Origin of the sequence: Marnyiella aurantia, assembly GCF_014041915.1 — a bacterium.
GTDB lineage: Bacteria > Bacteroidota > Bacteroidia > Flavobacteriales > Weeksellaceae > Marnyiella > Marnyiella aurantia.
In genome coordinates this window covers 1707308-1723756 of sequence record NZ_CP059472.1, presented here as the reverse complement: position 1 = coordinate 1723756, position 16449 = coordinate 1707308, and the positions used below count along the sequence as shown (strand labels likewise).

The 16449-nt window shown below is 43.6% G+C and carries 14 protein-coding genes; 8 read left to right on the top strand and 6 right to left on the bottom strand.

From position 1 onward, the window contains the following. Positions 1-7 precede the first annotated feature (7 nt). Positions 8-1378 carry a c-type cytochrome gene (locus H1R16_RS07935; RefSeq protein ID WP_181887112.1) on the bottom strand — a complete coding sequence of 457 codons (1371 nt, stop codon included), beginning with the start codon at positions 1376-1378 and terminating at the stop codon, positions 8-10. Between the two features lie 195 nt (positions 1379-1573). Here H1R16_RS07935 and H1R16_RS07930 point away from each other — a divergent pair, with 195 nt between their 5' ends. Next, positions 1574-2101: an SPOR domain-containing protein gene (locus tag H1R16_RS07930; RefSeq protein WP_181887113.1), complete on the top strand. Its 528-nt coding sequence runs from the start codon at positions 1574-1576 to the stop codon at positions 2099-2101. A gap of 45 nt (positions 2102-2146) precedes the next feature. Here the strand turns inward: H1R16_RS07930 and H1R16_RS07925 are convergent, their stop codons facing one another. The 5 genes from H1R16_RS07925 to ricT form a co-directional block, all read right to left on the bottom strand. Continuing rightward, a complete protein-coding gene (locus H1R16_RS07925; protein ID WP_228451380.1) occupies positions 2147-3421 on the bottom strand; it encodes a DUF6080 domain-containing protein in 1275 nt (424 codons plus the stop codon). Positions 3422-3453: 32 nt separating this feature from the next. Further along, the gene (locus tag H1R16_RS07920; RefSeq protein WP_181887114.1) at positions 3454-4995 is read right to left on the bottom strand and encodes a protein adenylyltransferase SelO; all 1542 of its coding nucleotides are present in this window, start codon (positions 4993-4995) and stop codon (positions 3454-3456) included. Positions 4996-5074: 79 nt separating this feature from the next. Beyond that, on the bottom strand, positions 5075-7459 hold the full coding sequence (locus tag H1R16_RS07915; RefSeq protein ID WP_181887115.1) for a penicillin-binding protein 1A: 2385 nt from the start codon (positions 7457-7459) through the stop codon (positions 5075-5077). Positions 7460-7468: 9 nt separating this feature from the next. After that, the gene (locus H1R16_RS07910; RefSeq protein ID WP_187350449.1) at positions 7469-7930 is read right to left on the bottom strand and encodes a gliding motility lipoprotein GldH; all 462 of its coding nucleotides are present in this window, start codon (positions 7928-7930) and stop codon (positions 7469-7471) included. Further along, positions 7923-9248, bottom strand: coding sequence for a PSP1 domain-containing protein (ricT, locus tag H1R16_RS07905; RefSeq protein ID WP_181887117.1), 1326 nt, complete (start codon positions 9246-9248; stop codon positions 7923-7925). Before ricT ends, H1R16_RS07910 begins: the two co-directional genes overlap by 8 nt. A gap of 232 nt (positions 9249-9480) precedes the next feature. On the opposite strand from ricT, the gene H1R16_RS07900 reads away from it, so the two are divergent. From H1R16_RS07900 to H1R16_RS07870, 7 genes are all read left to right on the top strand, one after another. Then, positions 9481-10713: an OmpP1/FadL family transporter gene (locus H1R16_RS07900; RefSeq protein WP_181887118.1), complete on the top strand. Its 1233-nt coding sequence runs from the start codon at positions 9481-9483 to the stop codon at positions 10711-10713. 9 nt (positions 10714-10722) lie between these two features. After that, entirely contained in the window at positions 10723-12195 is a 1473-nt protein-coding gene (locus H1R16_RS07895) for an SGNH/GDSL hydrolase family protein (protein WP_181887119.1), read from the top strand. 84 nt (positions 12196-12279) lie between these two features. Continuing rightward, positions 12280-13218 (top strand): ribose-phosphate pyrophosphokinase, encoded by a 939-nt coding sequence (locus tag H1R16_RS07890; protein ID WP_181887120.1) that lies wholly within the window; start codon positions 12280-12282, stop codon positions 13216-13218. Positions 13219-13311: 93 nt separating this feature from the next. Next, positions 13312-13947: a 50S ribosomal protein L25/general stress protein Ctc gene (locus H1R16_RS07885; RefSeq protein WP_181887121.1), complete on the top strand. Its 636-nt coding sequence runs from the start codon at positions 13312-13314 to the stop codon at positions 13945-13947. A gap of 164 nt (positions 13948-14111) precedes the next feature. Continuing rightward, positions 14112-15338: an aminotransferase class V-fold PLP-dependent enzyme gene (locus H1R16_RS07880; RefSeq protein ID WP_187350450.1), complete on the top strand. Its 1227-nt coding sequence runs from the start codon at positions 14112-14114 to the stop codon at positions 15336-15338. A 74-nt stretch (positions 15339-15412) separates the two neighbouring features. Next, positions 15413-15961 carry a DUF3575 domain-containing protein gene (locus H1R16_RS07875; protein WP_181887122.1) on the top strand — a complete coding sequence of 183 codons (549 nt, stop codon included), beginning with the start codon at positions 15413-15415 and terminating at the stop codon, positions 15959-15961. 51 nt (positions 15962-16012) lie between these two features. After that, entirely contained in the window at positions 16013-16444 is a 432-nt protein-coding gene (locus H1R16_RS07870; protein WP_181887123.1) for a nucleoside deaminase, read from the top strand. Positions 16445-16449: the final 5 nt, after the last annotated feature.

The window sequence follows — 16449 nt, the reverse complement described above, 5'->3', positions numbered from 1 at the left end:
TTAGTTATTAATAATGACATTTACCGCACTCAAGACCCCCGATTGCATCTACAGTAATTTTTCCTTCTTTCTTTGGATACTGCTTCTTAAGCTTATCATGCAGACTTTGGAAGTACTCTTTATTATAAGAGTTATTCATATCCACTTCAGTAGTTCTGTGACAGTCTATACACCAACCCATCGTAAAGTCATTGGCCATCTGTACTACGTTCATGGTATCCACCGCGCCGTGACATGCTTTACAAACTACATCAATCTTATTATCCGGGTTTTTCTTATTGTGCGAACTTATAATTGCCTGTTCACCGGCTACAACGTGCTGCGCGTGGTTAAAGTACACGAAATCCGGCATATTATGAATTCGTACCCACTCTACAGGTTGTGTTTTTCCTGTATACTGCTGCGTAGCAGGATCCCAGCCGGTAGCTGCATAAATCTTCTGGATTTCAGCATCATAGAATGCTTTATCTTTACCTGGCTCCATGTAAGATCCGTTGTATTCGGAGATATTACGGTGACAGTTCATACAAACGTTCATTGAAGGAATTTCCGAAACCTTACCGTATTTTGCAGATGAGTGACAAAGCTGACAGTCAATCTTATTTTCACCAGCGTGAATTTTGTGAGAGAAGTAGATAGGCTGCTCGGGCTTATAACCTTTGTAAACACCAATCCACATCAGCCAGTTCCAGATTCCATAGAAGGCGAACAATGCAAGCAGACCCAGAAGGGCTTTACCTACGTAGCTGTATTTCTCATAAAGCGCACCGAAAGAAACACTTCTTGATGTATTGAGACCGGCAAGTTCCTCCGTTTGCTGCAGCTTTACCAACTGTCTGAGTTTCAGCAGAAGCCAAACAAGCAAACCACAGATGGCTATCAGTGAAACCAGTATAATTGTTGAATTCGTTTTCTGTGCCTGAGCAGCTTCCAGCATCGCGGCTGAATTCTGATCGGAAGCCCCGGCACCATCAGCAGTTGCTGCAGGAGCAGGTGCGGGTGGGTTTGTGGTATACTCTAAAATATCGTCTATATCCTGATCTGTAAGATTAGGGAAAGGCAACATTTCTGTTTTGTTGAACTTTTCGTAGACCTCATTTGCATATTTGTCTCCGGATGCACGCAGTGAAGCATTATCCTTAATCCATTTATGCAGCCAGTCCGTGTCCAGATTCTGTTCTGTCTTTAACCTGTCCACTACTCCGCCCAGTGCAGGGCCCACCATTTGCTTATCCAAGGCGTGACAGGCGGTACAATTTGCATTGAAGAGCTCTTCACCCTTTTTGGCATCGCCCTGTGCATAAACAGAAGCACCGGTTGAAAGCAACAGCATTATTGCTACCAACCCTTTTTTGTAATGCTTTTTCCAACTAATCATTGATAATAAACTTGTGTTAGTACTAATTTCTAGATTTCAGAGAACATAATCAGTGGCGCAAAAATAAGACAATTAACAGGAATTTAACAGGTGAACGCCGGGCCTATTTTGGTTTTGAACTAATTTGTAACTGTTCTAAATAACAAAGTTTGGAATAATTTTTATTTGTTATAAATTTGCTTAAAATAATACTGAATGAAGAACCTACTCAAGATATGCTGCCTTTTAATGTGTATAGCAGTATATAATGCTGATGCGCAACAGGTTGTAAAGGTGGATACAATAAATGGTACACGGTTACAGATTTCTATGGACTCCAAAGTACAGAATGCGTTGGAAGATATGGAGGACAACTGCTCCAGAAATACCAGAAATTCCGGGACAGCATCTACAGGCACAACAAAACCTGCCAGGGTTCTAGTACCCAGCCGTGAACTAACAAATGCAGAGATTTGCCGTAAAAACCCAAGAATACTGGGTTACAAGATCCAGATTGCAGTGGTAAAAAGCAATACTGAAGCGAATGAAGTGAAATCGGCATTCCGCAGAAGGTTTCCGAATATGAAGGTGGAAACAGATGCTTCACTAAGGCCTAACTATAAAATCCTGGCTGGAAGCTATTTCACCAAACAAAGTGCCTCCGGAGATTTGGCAAGGATTCGGCAGTCTTTCAATACCGCAGTTGCTGTACAGTACAGAGTTTTCTGTGTTGAAGCTAAGTAGGATTATAAAAATACCAGAAATCAGGCCGGTCATTACCGGCTTTTCTTATATGTAGAAAGCATTGAGGAAGCTAAAGAACTCCTGCATTCTAAAGACATTGTTGACACACAGATACGCAAACAAAAGCAGCATAAGTGCAAACACACCGGTAAATACGCGCCGCCAATGCCTTAAACTGCAGAGAAGCCACCCCAACATTATAGGTACTGCGAAAATAAAATGGCCACCGTAAATATAAGAAGTATGGAGGCCAAACTTCAGTACTACATGTATCATGATATCCAGCGCAAAGCCCAACATCACGGTCTGCACAAGTCGGTTACGGAAGTTGCGTACGTAGCCCATTACGAAAAGTAAAAACATAAGCCCGGTAAAGATATACGGAAGCGGACTGTTATATACCTCCATAAAAAGCGCTTTATACTCAAATCCTTTTGCATTGTGGTAGTCACGTATGACGAAACCGGGAAAAAGCATATTACCACCCCAAAACCAGGAAACCACCATATCCCATAAGGGAGTAACCTTTGGATCAGAAAATTTATCGTATTGCGCTGCCGTTTTTGTAAAGATCCGTTCAATATCGAAATTGAGACGGTTCAAATACAGAAGCACAAATACGCCTACAGCTGTCAGGCTTCTAAAAAACGCATTGCCCAGCTTGCGCCAGTTTCGGAAAAGGTCTTTTTCAAAGAGAACGGGTACAAAAACTTTGGCCGCATTGGTAATGGTGAGTCCACCTACAGAAACAGTAGCCAAAGCTAACGCTGCTGCAGAAATTTTTTCCTGATTCCGAATCTTCAATGCCGCATAATAGTTGAACAGCACCAGAAGAAATAAAGTGTAAGTATAGGTTTCCGGCGTGAAGGACAATAGAATGCTGGTGCTGAAAAAAGAAAAGAAGACCACTAAAAATACGCAGATGTGAACCGGCAGTCTGATGATATTTTTTAAATATTTGTAAATCTGCACTAAACTTAAACTTAGTGTAACCGTACTGCACCAAGCCAGAAAAAGCCGGAAATCCGAATTGTACTTTCCGCCAGATATCTGCATGCCGGCATTGCGAAGCAGATTGAAGAAATAATTGGCCAGCGGATGCCTTTCAAAACCCCCGCCGGTCATTACTATAGCTCGGTTGTCAAAGCTGAAGTACGCGTCCCACGGAATTCTGTTATCAAAGATAATCCGGTAATTAATTGCTATCACCGATGCTAAAGTACCATAAGCAGCAAGGAATACCATAAACAAAAGCACTTCCGGAGTAGTGCTTGGGAAAACAAGTTTAAGAAAAGCTACAAACTTACTTTTGAATTTCACTTTTGCTGAATTTCTGCGAAAATACATTAAAATCATGAGCTGCAGGACAGCATGGAGCACCCCGAAACATCATCATAACCCAAAGGCCGCTTTACCGAAAATTCAGGGTAAATTTCCTGATAGGGATTCTGAAGCGCATGGAGCAGTTTGTTAAGCATATTTTTTTCACCCCTTTTCACTTCCTCTATACATTCAAACAGTAGATAATTTCTGAGAATGAATCTGGGATTACTTTTTGCCATCAGCATTCTGGACTCGGCAATGGTAATGTTGTTCAGGTTACGCCGCTCAATGTAAGAAATCAGGAAGTCATTCAGTTTAGACAAGGATTCATCTGTAGTAACTGAATACGAGACCTTTTCAAAAAAATCTTGAAGACCAGCTGACTCATCCCACTTTTCAAGTTCAGTAAAAAACAAAGTATAGTCCAGCTGCAGGTCCGTCATCAGTTTTTGCCATTCTGTAAAGAATTCATCATCCTTTTCAGTAAGATTTTCAAAGCCAAATTTAGATGCCATCATACAGTCATGTTGCTGCCAGAAATGATCACTGTATTCATTCAGCGTTTTCTCTAAAAAATCAGCATTTTCAATAAGTGGGAACAGGGCATTTGCCAGTTGCCAGAGATTCCATTGTGAAATTTGTGCCTGTTTTCCGAAGGCGTACCTGCGTCCGGGTAAATCAGTGGTATTAGGTGTGAAATTAAGATCATAACTGTCCAGCATGGAGAACGGTCCGTAATCGATGGTCAGTCCCACCAGGGACATATTATCGGTATTCATAACACCGTGCACAAAACCAACGCGGAACCATTCCGACATCAGTGCAGCCGTCTTCCTGCAAACGGACGCGAAGAAATCGCGGTACTTGAGGCTTCCCTCAGTACGAATCTCCGGAAAGTAATTTGCAATGGCAAAATCCGTAAGTTCTGTAAGTAAAGCGATGTCTTTCTGTGCTGAAAGCAGCTCAAAATGACCAAAACGAAGGAAACTTTCGGCTGTCCGGATCACCACTGCACCAGGTTCCGGTTGCGGGTTGCCGTCATACATCATATCACGGATTACCTGTTCGCCGGTTAGCACAATACTCAATGATCTGGTGGTAGGCACCCCCAGATACCACATGGCTTCACTCATTAGATATTCACGCAGGGAAGAGCGAAGGACTGCGCGTCCATCTGCCGATCTGGAATAAGGGGTGGCACCAGCACCCTTCCACTGTAATTCTGTAGTCCTGCCATTTTCATCTTTTATTTCGCCGGCATAGATTGCCCTGCCATCGCCCAGCTGCCCGGCCCAGTTGCCAAACTGATGGCCTGCATATGCAGTAGCATACGTTCGTACATTGGCAGGTAAATCAGTTGCTGCCAAAAAGGGCAGGTCCTCATCATCAAACTTACCTAGGCCTGTGTGCTGTGAAAGTTCTTCATTAAAAAGAATCAGCTTTGGACGCGCAAAACCGACCGGCTTCACGGTGGAGTAAAGTACATTAGGTGTCTGTCTTTGCTGAAGGCTTCCGGAAAGATCACCTGGAAAAATATCTAAATATTGTTGAGTAATATTTTGCAGATTCATGAGGTAAAGTTAAGAAAAGCATAGGGAGAACGGCACAAAAAAGCTCCCCCTTTTCACAAAGGGGGAGCTAAGAATGTGTTTATTTATTAAAATCTATCTCATCGCCGGAGTTCAGCGTTTCATTTACATTATCCTCCTTGCGTCCCGGAGACCGGGTATTGTTTTTTACCGGTTCCTCGATTGTTGGATTCTTCAGGTCCTCCAGTGTAGGTAAAGGTCCTTCATCACCATAACCACCGCCAAGTCCCTGCAGGTTCTGACAACCATCTGTCCAGTCTGAAGGCTTAACAAATTTATCCTCGGGTGTTACACCTAAAGTTTTGTCGGCCCACACCTTCTTCATAAAGATGGCCCAGATTGGGAGTGCCATCTTGGCACCCTGCCCTTCACCGGTACTCCGGAAATGAGTGGCGCGGTCTTCCCATCCTACCCAAACACCGGTGGCCAGGTTTGGAGTTATTCCCATAAACCAACCGTCGGAGTTATTATTTGTAGTTCCTGTTTTACCGGCAATTTCAACAGCTTTGCTGATGCCTCTTCTGCCGAGTTCTCCGGAAGCGGTACCAAACTGTGCCACGCCTTTCATAAGCTCAATCATGGTATAGGCGTATTTTTCATTCATCACCTCACGCACCACGGGTTCCACTTCTTTGATTACCCGGCCATTAGCATCTTCAATACGCCAGATCATCTCAGGCTTCATATAATTTCCGTAATTGGCAAATGTACTGTACGCACCAAGCATCTCGTAAATCGTAATATCCGATGATCCAAGGGCAATGGCGTATTCATTAGGGATATCTTCAGTAACCCCAAGGTCCCTGGCAGTCTGAATAACCTTCTTGGGACTGGTCATTTCAATAAGCCTTACCGCCACGGGGTTTTTAGAGTGTGCCAGGGCGTCCTTCAATGCGAGAGACCCGCCGGAACCTTCCACAGTCCATGTTCCTTTCCGGTAAGTGGCGTTAGAAACCTGCGAGCAGGGTGTCATGCCCAGGTTCATGATTGCTGTGGCATATACAAACGGTTTAAAGGTAGATCCCACCTGTCTTTTTCCCTGCTTAATGTGGTCATACTGGAAATGCTGCCAGTTAATGCCACCTACCCAGGCCTTAATCTCGCCTGTACCGGGTACCATAGACATCAGACCCGCCTGAGCAATTTGCTTGTGATATCTGATAGAATCCCATGGAGACATTTCCACTTCCTCTTCGCCCTTCCAGGTAAACCTGGACATACGGGTTGGAGTATTAAAATCAATAAGAATCGAGTCTTCAGAAACGTTTGCTGCTTTAAGCTGTTTATACCGTCCTGTTCTCTTTACTGCAGACATCATGATGTCGTTCATCTGTTTTTTATCAATAAAGTAGAAAGGTGCATCCTTACGCCCACGCTGCTCCCTGTCAAAACTTGCCTGAAGTTCTGTCATATGCTCTTTTATCGCGTCTTCTGCATACCTCTGCATTTTGGAATCCAGCGTAATATAGATTTTAAGTCCGTCCTTGAAAAGGTTTAGGGTCTTTCCGGTTTTCTTTTCGTAATCCGTAAGGTAGGTTTCAATTTCCTTTCTGAGATGAGACTTGTAGTAAGCAGAATATCCCTCATCTATTGATTTAACGGGCTGATAATCCAGCACCACAGGCTGGTTTACTGCTTTGTCATAGGTCTCCTGATCCAGATAACCGGTTTTAAGCATTTGGCTCAGCACAACATCCCGACGCTGCTTGGCACGTTCAGGATTTCTCTTGGGATTATTCTTTACGGGATTTTCCAGCATAGCTACAAACATAGCGGCTTCCGGTAAGGTGAGTTGCTTGGTAGTTTTGTTAAAGTAAATCCGCGATGCCATCTCAATCCCGTTTGCATTATACAGGAAATCGAATTTGTTAAGGTACAACTGGATAATTTCTTCCTTGGTATATCTCTTTTCAAGACTTACCGCAACAACCCATTCTTTAAGTTTCTGGAAACCTCTTTTAATTTTGTTCGATGCGGGATCCGGAGTAAAAAGGAGCTTTGCAAGCTGCTGCGTAATTGTAGAACCGCCGCCCCGGTCACCACCGTAAACTACCGCACGTGCTACAGCCTGAAGGTCAATGCCCGAATGTTCCTTGAAACGTTCATCCTCCTTGGCCTGTAAAGCATACACAAGGAATGGCGGCAAGTCCGAGAATGTAACAGGCTGGGTTTTTTCCTTTTCAAATTTGCCCAGTAGGACATCGTCTGCCGAATAGATTTCGGAAGCAACATAAATATCCGGATTATCAAGTTCCTGCACTTCGGGCATTTCGCCCAGAAATCCCTGCGAAACCGCAAAAAAGAGGGCTGCAATACCTAAAACCACTGCTACCAGTCCCGTCCAGATAAACTTAACCCACTTTTTCCATCCTCTGTTCCTGCCTTTCTTCGGAGGTAGAGGGAAAGATTTGCGGGAAGTGCCTTCCGTATTTTTTTTAACGTCCATAGGAAATAATTATGGTTTTGTGTTATCTATCATTACGCCTATATCCTCAATACCTTTCAGGGTATCATTCCTCATAGCCTGAGTGATTCCTATTCTGTAGGTACCCTCATTTGGGAAGCGGTAGTTGGTGCGGTAGGGAAAGTGGATTTCCTTAGTCTCGCCATAACCTTTTCCCAGCCATTCTCCGTCCGGTTTTGCCATTGTATAGTCCACCGTGTCAGTTTCTGCCTTTTTGGTTTTAAGATTGGAAACTTTTACGATAAAACGGATATTACTGTAAGGGTAACTGTTGTTATTCCTTACAACAAAGGTAATATTTTTGGGATTCTGAGCCTGTGCAATGTTGAAGTCAAATTGCTGTTCAGCATTCTTATGCCAACTGCTGTTCAGGCTGTTAGTCTTGATATCTGAACCTTCAGAACCGCAGCTCCAAAGTGCGAAAGAGGCAAGGAGCATTACTGCTTTAGGCATTTGTATCACGTTTGGGTGGTCCTTTTTTATGAAACTTCTTTTTATTTGGATTTGGTGTACCCGGTTCACGGTCAGGCTTCCCTTCCGGACGGGCATTCTGTGGTTTCGGCTTCTGCTCTCCTTTTGGTTTGCGTGGCTTGTTTTCCGCAGCTGTGCGGTTATCGGCAGCCGCGCGGTTGTCCGGTTTTCTGTTATCAGGTTTCCGGCCGCGGTTCTTATTACGGTTTTTACCCTCGAAACGATCTACACTGTTTTCCTGAATAAGGTCGGTATTTTTTGCAAATACCTCCGGTGCTACAGCTTTCATATCCTCAAGAGGTTTGGCTTTTTCACCTTTCTTATTCTGAGCGATCATGGTCTTTACGTCCGCAATCTCCAGGTCGTACCAAGCAGCCGAGTGATCCATATAGGCAAACCACATTTTCTTTTTGAAGACATCTATTTTAATACAAAAAGCCCTTCCTTTCTCTGTATCTAAAGTAGTGGAAGTTGAAGGAAAATGATGAAGAGCGTCCAGATAACTGTCCAGTTCATAATTGAGGCAGCATTTAAGCTTACCACACTGACCTGCCAGTTTTTGCGGATTTATACTGAGCTGTTGATATCTTGCCGCGTTGGTATTTACCGAACGGAAATCGGTAAGCCACGTGGAGCAGCAAAGTTCACGTCCACAGGATCCTATCCCTCCTATTTTCGCAGCTTCCTGGCGGAAACCGATCTGCTTCATATCAATCTTGGTGCGGAAAGTACCTGCAAACTCCTTGATCAGCTGTCTGAAGTCAACACGGTTTTCAGCCGTATAATAAAAAGTTACCTTGCCGTTATCCCCCTGGAATTCAACATCGGTAATTTTCATATCCAAACGCAGATGCTGGGCGATCTTACGCGCCTGCACTTTAGTCTGTTCCTCTCGGGCTCTGGCGTCCTGCCAGGTTTCCACGTCTTTCTGATTGGCGAGACGGTAAATTTTCAGGGCACCTTCTTCAGAAAAATTTTTCTTCTTCATCTGCACCTTAACCAGCTCTCCGGTAAGGCTTACAACCCCTACATCATGTCCGGGACTCGATTCTACTGTAACGATGCTTCCAATGTGAAGCGGCAAACTGTTTATGTTCTTATAAAAACATTTTCTGTCATTTTTAAATCTGACCTCAACCATATCACACTTACCGGAAGTGGGATTATTGACGTTCGAAAGCCAGTCAAAAACACTTAATTTATAGCTATTACCACAGGTATCAACACTTTCACAGCCGTTCGCGGATTTTGTTCCGCAGTTATGAGCAGAATCTCCGGATGTTTTACATCCACAACTCATATTTATCTGTTTTAAAATTTGTTCAATCTGCAAATTTAGAATAATTTTTAGATCACGTCTTATATGCCGCGTTTATTTTGACAGGCATCCCGCAATTTCGCTTTATTAACTACTTCTCAACCGTTGCGCTACACATAGCAAAAGTTTTAGTAAGTCCTCATAAATATTAAGAAATATTAACATATAAATAAAATAAATTATATATTTGACCAACATATACGAATCATTGATTATGAAAAAAGTTTTAATCTCTACAGCTTTACTGGCAGGAGTTTTAACGCAGGCCGGAGCTTTCAGGGTTTCACTGCAGGGCGTTAAGCAGTTGGCAATGGCGCACACCAGCGCCCACGCAGGAGATGCAAGTGTTGCATTCTTCAATCCCGCAGGTATGTCGTTTATTCCGGCCAAACTAAGCGTGGCAGCAGGTGGTTTTGGGGCGATAACAAACGTGACTTATCAGAATCCGACTACAATGCAGTCCTTCGATACAGACAATCCGATTGGGACACCGTTCTATGCCGCAGTAGCCTATAAGGTTATGGACAATGTTTCTGTTGGTTTCAGTTTTACTACTCCATACGGCAGCACGATCCAATGGCCAGAAGACTGGGAAGGACGTGAAATTGTGCAGAAGCTTGCTCTGAAGGCGATGTATTTTCAACCAATGGTTTCAGTAAAACTGGCTCCCTGGGCATCTGTGGGCGCAAGTTATATTTATGCGACAGGTTCTGTGGACTGGGACAAAGGACTGACTCTTTACAATGGGACGCTTAATATTAAGGATGAAAAAGCCAAGGGTCACGGTTTTGGACTGGGCTTCTATTTTCAGCCGGATGACAAGTGGGATGTTTCCATTGCCTACCGTTCCCCGGTTAATATGAAGGCCGAAAATGGGGTGGCCAGCTTCAACGTTACTCCAGCTCTCTATCCGCTGATCGGAATTGATGCGGCGGGTCAGGATAACTTCAAAGCAACTTTACCTCTTGTAGAAGAATATACAATTGGTGCAACGTTTAAAGTGACTCCGAAATGGAAACTTTCTGCTGATATGAACTATGTAGGATGGGAAAAATATGACAGGCTTACGCTTGATTTTGAAAACGCACCAATCGGCAATCAGGCAGATCCTACTGTACTTACCAACATCAAGGATTTCCATAATACAAGAAACTTCCGTGTAGGTACCGAATACATGTTTACGACTAAAATTGCCGGACGACTGGGCTGGTACTATGACGAATCGCCTTATGAAGACGGCAATTTCATTCCCGAAACCCCATCTTTTGATGCACATGCTATCACTGGAGGTATTGGATTGAAGTTTGGCAGTCTGGGAGTAGATCTGGCAGCAGCCAAGACTTTTCCAAAAAGCAGAGTCTTTAATAATCAGAATATAAACTTTGCAGGCCAGGCCAAAGCAAACTCCTTCTACTTTGGTTTAGGAGTAAACTATAACATTAATTAAGAACAGGTTATGAAAAAAATAATTATATCATCTTTGGCGGCTTCCCTGCTGTTGTTTTCATACAGTTGCGATACTGATTTTGAAAATGATGTAAATGACGTTGCAGTAACCAGCGGAAGTGCAGATTTCAGCAAGTACGTGGCACTCGGTAACTCGCTAACATCAGGTTACAGAGACAATGCCTTATATATAGACGGACAGAACGAATCCTATCCCGCTATAATTGCAGCCCAAATGAAAATTGCCGGCGGTGGTGAGTTTAAACAGCCGCTTATGGCGAACAATATCGGCGGATTCACCAATCTCTTTAATCCTGCTACGGGAGCTTTTGCCGGAAAATATGTGCTTTCTGTTGTAAATGGATCACTTTCTCCAGCACCTACTGCACCTGGTGGTGCTTTGGATATCATCACGGCTGGAGGACCATACCAGAATATGGGAATTCCAGGGGCTAAATCCTTTCATCTTGGAGCTGCAGGCTATGGCAATGCAGCAGGACTGAGTGCCGGGCTGTCCAATCCGTACTTTGTAAGATTTGCCTCTTCAGGGACCACTTCTGTAATTCAGGATGCGGCTGCGCAGGCTCCCACTTTCTTCTCTTTATGGATAGGAAATAATGACGTCTTATCCTACGCAACCAGTGGCGGTATGGGAACAGACCAAACAGGGAACATGAACCCTGCAACTTATGGGTCCAATGACATCACTGATCCGGGTGTTTTTGCTTCTGTAATCAATTCCTATGTGACAGCCCTCACTGCTAACGGTGCAAAAGGTGTGATCGCAAATATCCCGAATGTTACCACCATTCCTTACTTCACAAGAGTTCCGGCCAAACCTCTTGCCGGTCTTAGCGCTACGCAGATAGCACAACTCAATGGGGGATATGCACAGTATAATGCAGGGCTTTTGCAGGCAAAAAACCTGGGAGCTATTAACGATGCAGAATATCAGAGCAGATTGATAAGCTTTACCACAACCGGATCAAATGGAGCAATAATCGTGGATAAAGACCTTACCAACCTGACTGGATTTGGAATTCCGTCTTACAGACAAACTACCTCAGAGGATCTGATTTTACTTACAGCTTCTGCTGTACTGAATCCTACCGTTGGAGGTGGAACGTCTGTCCCACTGGAAGACCGATTCGTGCTTACCAAAAAAGAAACTGCCAAGGCAATAGCAGCTACCACAGCCTATAATGCAGCGCTGAAAAGTATTGCAGACTCTAAAGGATTGGCGTTCGTGGATGCAAATGCGAAAATGGCGCAACTTGCTCAGCAGTCAGGAATCAGCTTCAACGGTGTGAAATACACGGCCACGTTTGTCACAGGCGGAACCTTCTCGCTGGACGGGGTTCACCTTACAGGCAGAGGCGCGGCACTTATTGGTAATGAGTTCATTAAGGCTATAAACAACAAATTCGGCTCTAACCTTCCTATGGCAAACGTAAATTCCTATTCCGGAGTTACCTTCCCATAAAAGAACTGGAAATAAATTAATAAACCACCCGACCGAATCGGGTGGTTTATTTTTTTTAAATTTGTACCCTAAAAAAAAGTAAAAATGGCTCAACAATTAAGCTATCTGTTTTCTACCAGAACCAGCAAAGAATTAGCGGCAAACATCGCCAAACATTATGGACAGGAAATGGGTAAGATCAATTTTCAGGATTTTAGTGACGGCGAATTTGAACCGGTTCTGGATCAGTCCGTACGTGGTGGCAGGGTTTTCCTGATTGGCTCCACCTTTCCTCCGGCCGATAATTTACTGGAGCTGCTCCTAATGATTGATGCTGCGAAAAGAGCTTCTGCTAAGAATATTACAGTGGTTATTCCTTATTACGGACTGGCCAGACAGGACCGTAAAGACAAACCCAGAGCTCCAATCGGTGCCAAGCTTGTTGCCAATCTTCTTACCGCTGCGGGTGCAACACGAATTATGACAATGGATCTGCATGCAGACCAAATCCAGGGCTTTTTCGAAATCCCGGTAGACCACCTTTACGCTTCCACAATCTTCATTGACTATATACAGTCACTTAATCTCGATAATCTTACCATCGCTTCTCCGGACATGGGTGGTGCAAAAAGAGCTAAGAATTACGCAGGTCACCTAGGTGCCGAGGTCGTAATCGCTTATAAGGAAAGAAAAAAAGCAAACGTTATAGAAGAGATGTTCCTGATCGGTGATGTGCGTGACCGTAACGTGATACTTATTGATGATATGATCGATACTGCAGGAACGCTGTGCAAGGCCGCCGATATATTAATTGCAAACGGTGCAAAATCTGTACGTGCCATGGCTACTCACGCAGTACTTTCCGGAAAAGCGTACGAAAACATTGAAAACAGCCAGATGTCCGAGGTGATCGTAACAGATTCCATTCCTATCAAGACACATCTTTCATCCAAAATAAAGGTATTATCATGTGCATCTCTGTTTGCAGATGTAATGAAGATGGTACACGAACACAAATCCATCAGTGACAAGTTTATTATCTAAATTTACACACTACATAAATCAATTGAATCCTCCAGGTTGGGGGATTTTTTTTGTAGAATAAAATTTCTATCTTTGCACCCTAAAATTTTTACAATGAAATCAATTACAATTCAAGGCGCAAAAAGAGAAAGCGTGGGCAAGAAGTCTACAAAAGCTTTACGTGATGCTGAATTAGTTCCTTGTGTTGTTTATGGAGGTGGTGAGCCATTGAACTTCTCAACAGAAGAGAAGTCTTTCAAAGGTTTGGTTTACACTCCGGAAGCACACACGGTAGAACTGGTTATTGACGGAGAAACAATCCCCGCAGTACTTCAGGACATTCAGTTTCACCCAATTTCCGACAAAATCCTACACGTGGATTTCTATCAGCTGTCTGATGACAAACCAGTAGTTATGGAAGTTCCTGTAAAAATCACAGGTCGTTCCAAGGGTGTTATGGCAGGTGGTGTGCTTCGTCAGTCTTTCAGAAAACTGAGAGTAAAAGCATTGCCGGCTAATCTTCCGGACGAGGTTGAAGTAGATATTACGCCATTGAAAATCGGTGGTAAAGTATATGTAGGAGATATCAAATCTGAATCATTCACCTTTATGCACCCGGATAACGCGGTTGTAGCTGCTGTGAAGATGTCCAGAACTGCTATGAAGGGCGGTGCTGTTGCAGATGATGATGATGAAGAAGAAACTGCAGAAGGTGACGTACCTGCTACAGAACAGGAAAACGCTGAATAAGCAGATTCCCTCTATAAATTGTAAACCTGTCATTTCTGGCAGGTTTTTTTGTATGAAATGGTCAATATAGAATACGTATCTACCCGACCCGTTCACTACAGCCTGACTTCAAGCAAATCCTTTTTTATATTTTAAGTAAATTTGAACTTCTTAATTTCAGATAAATGATTGACCTACAAAATATACGCTCTCAATTTCCAATTTTACAGCGGGAGATCAACGGTAAACCGCTGGTTTATCTTGACAATGCTGCAACTTCACAAAAACCGCTGTCGGTAATAGAGGTGGAAAGTAATTATTATAAAGAACTGAATGCCAATGTACACCGTGGTATACACACTCTGAGCCAACTGGCCACAGAAGAGATGGAGAATGCCAGAAGAAAACTTCAGAAATTCATTAACGCGGCACATGATTATGAAGTTATTTTTACAAAAGGAACAACTGAAAGCATTAACCTGATTACCTACGCCCTGTCCAATTCCGGCACAGTGTCCGAGGGAGACGAAATCATTATCACTCATCTGGAGCACCACTCCAATATAGTACCCTGGCAAATGCTGTGCAAACGGACCGGCGCTAAGTTGAAAGTGATTCCAATTGATGAAGAAGGCGTATTAAACCTGGATTTTTTAAGGGAGAACCTCAGCGACAGGACTAAAATAGTGTCATTTAATTACGTTTCCAATGCGCTGGGTATTGTAAATCCTGTGCAGGAAATGATTTCAATTATACGTCAGAATTCTGAAGCCTGGATCGTGGTAGACGGTGCGCAGGCAGTGCCGCACTTTAAGGTAGATGTTCAGGCCCTGGACTGTGATTTTTTCGCCTTTTCCGGTCATAAGATGTATGCGCCTACCGGAACCGGCGTACTTTACGGTAAAGAGAAAATCCTGGAAAGCCTGGAACCCTTTCACGGTGGCGGGGAGATGATTGCCACCTGTTCATTCGAGAAAACGACTTATGCAGCACTACCATTTAAGTTTGAGGCGGGAACGCCCAATATAGCCGGCAACATTGCACTGGGAGCAGCTGTAGATTTTATTGAAGGCATAGGTCATGAAATCCTGCAACAACATGAAAACAAATTGCTGAGCTACGCACAGGAAAAATTGCTGGCAATTGATAACCTTAGAATTTATGGTGAAAATGCGCACCGCACCGGTGTTGTTTCATTTAACCTTCAGAATGTGGGTATCAGCTCCGATGTGGGAATGATTCTGGATAAACTTGGAATAGCTGTCAGGACCGGACACCACTGTACCCAGCCGATTATGGAATATTTTAATATAGCAGGCACCGTACGCGCGAGTTTCGCTGTGTACAATACGCTGGAAGAAGTTGATATTTTAGCAGAAGGTATTAAGAAAGCACAACGAATGCTTTCGTGATGCACCGCGTCTGATATCAGTATTAAAAAAGGTTGCCCACTTTATAAATTAGTATATTTTTGTAAAAAACATTTATGAACAAAATTATTCTGGCAATCGTTTTTTGCCTGTCCTTCATTAACATCGGTGCTCAGGAAATTGAAGCTCAGAAAAGGAATGACATCGTTGCAGACCCTTTTCTATTGATAGCGGTTCCTCTGGTAAATGTATCCTTTGAAAGACTGCTTAGTGAGAACTCCGGTCTGGGCGTGAACGCAATGATATCTTTGCAGAATGACGCCGACAATTTCACTCAGATTTCACCTTATTACCGAATGTATTTCGGACGTAAATTTGCCCAGGGCTTCTTTCTTGAAGGTTTTGTGCCGGTGACAATGACCAAGGAATACGATATGGTTTACTTCATGGACGATTTTGGAGGCTATTTCACTGAAGGTAATGAAAGAACAGTAACTACAGTCGGAGTGGGATTTGGCGTAGGCGGAAAGTGGGTTATCCGGAACGGGCTCGTTATAGAAGCCAGTGGAGGTATAGGTCGCAGACTGGGAGGCAATCTGGATGATAATTGGGATGGAGAAGGAGTAACAGGCAAGATTATGGGTGGTATTGGTTACCGTTTTTAAAAGAAATATTTATTTAATTGAAAGCTTTAGTTTTGCACTGAAGCTTTTTTTATGTTTACAGACGAATATTTTATGAGAGTCGCGCTTCAGGAAGCTGAGGCTGCGATTGAAAAGGAAGAGGTGCCGGTTGGCTGCATTATAGTAGCTAATGGCAGGATAATAGCCCGGGCACATAATCTAACGGAAACGCTGAATGATGTAACAGCTCACGCCGAAATGCAGGCCATAACCTCCGCGGCAAATTATCTTGGTGGAAAATATCTCCTGAACTGCACGCTCTATGTTACGCTGGAGCCCTGCGTAATGTGCAGTGGCGCCCTGAGCTGGTCGCAGGTTTCCAAAGTTGTAATAGGTGCGCGCGATCCGCAGCGCGGATTCATCAACAAAAACCTAAGTCTCCACCCCAAAACAGAGGTCGTGACTGGAGTGCTGGAACAGGAATGCTCCACAATCGTAAAGGATTTCTTCAAAAGAAGAAGATAATCCTG

What these genes read in the sequence shown, in the direction of transcription:
- H1R16_RS07935 (WP_181887112.1), bottom strand. Translation starts at nt 1,378, where the DNA reads ATGATTAGTTGGAAAAAGCATTACAAAAAAGGGTTGGTAGCAATAATG.
- H1R16_RS07930 (WP_181887113.1), top strand. Translation starts at nt 1,574, where the DNA reads ATGAAGAACCTACTCAAGATATGCTGCCTTTTAATGTGTATAGCAGTA.
- H1R16_RS07920 (WP_181887114.1), bottom strand. Translation starts at nt 4,995, where the DNA reads ATGAATCTGCAAAATATTACTCAACAATATTTAGATATTTTTCCAGGT.
- H1R16_RS07915 (WP_181887115.1), bottom strand. Translation starts at nt 7,459, where the DNA reads ATGGACGTTAAAAAAAATACGGAAGGCACTTCCCGCAAATCTTTCCCT.
- H1R16_RS07910 (WP_187350449.1), bottom strand. Translation starts at nt 7,930, where the DNA reads ATGCCTAAAGCAGTAATGCTCCTTGCCTCTTTCGCACTTTGGAGCTGC.
- ricT (WP_181887117.1), bottom strand. Translation starts at nt 9,248, where the DNA reads ATGAGTTGTGGATGTAAAACATCCGGAGATTCTGCTCATAACTGCGGA.
- H1R16_RS07900 (WP_181887118.1), top strand. Translation starts at nt 9,481, where the DNA reads ATGAAAAAAGTTTTAATCTCTACAGCTTTACTGGCAGGAGTTTTAACG.
- H1R16_RS07895 (WP_181887119.1), top strand. Translation starts at nt 10,723, where the DNA reads ATGAAAAAAATAATTATATCATCTTTGGCGGCTTCCCTGCTGTTGTTT.
- H1R16_RS07890 (WP_181887120.1), top strand. Translation starts at nt 12,280, where the DNA reads ATGGCTCAACAATTAAGCTATCTGTTTTCTACCAGAACCAGCAAAGAA.
- H1R16_RS07885 (WP_181887121.1), top strand. Translation starts at nt 13,312, where the DNA reads ATGAAATCAATTACAATTCAAGGCGCAAAAAGAGAAAGCGTGGGCAAG.
- H1R16_RS07880 (WP_187350450.1), top strand. Translation starts at nt 14,112, where the DNA reads ATGATTGACCTACAAAATATACGCTCTCAATTTCCAATTTTACAGCGG.
- H1R16_RS07875 (WP_181887122.1), top strand. Translation starts at nt 15,413, where the DNA reads ATGAACAAAATTATTCTGGCAATCGTTTTTTGCCTGTCCTTCATTAAC.
- H1R16_RS07870 (WP_181887123.1), top strand. Translation starts at nt 16,013, where the DNA reads ATGTTTACAGACGAATATTTTATGAGAGTCGCGCTTCAGGAAGCTGAG.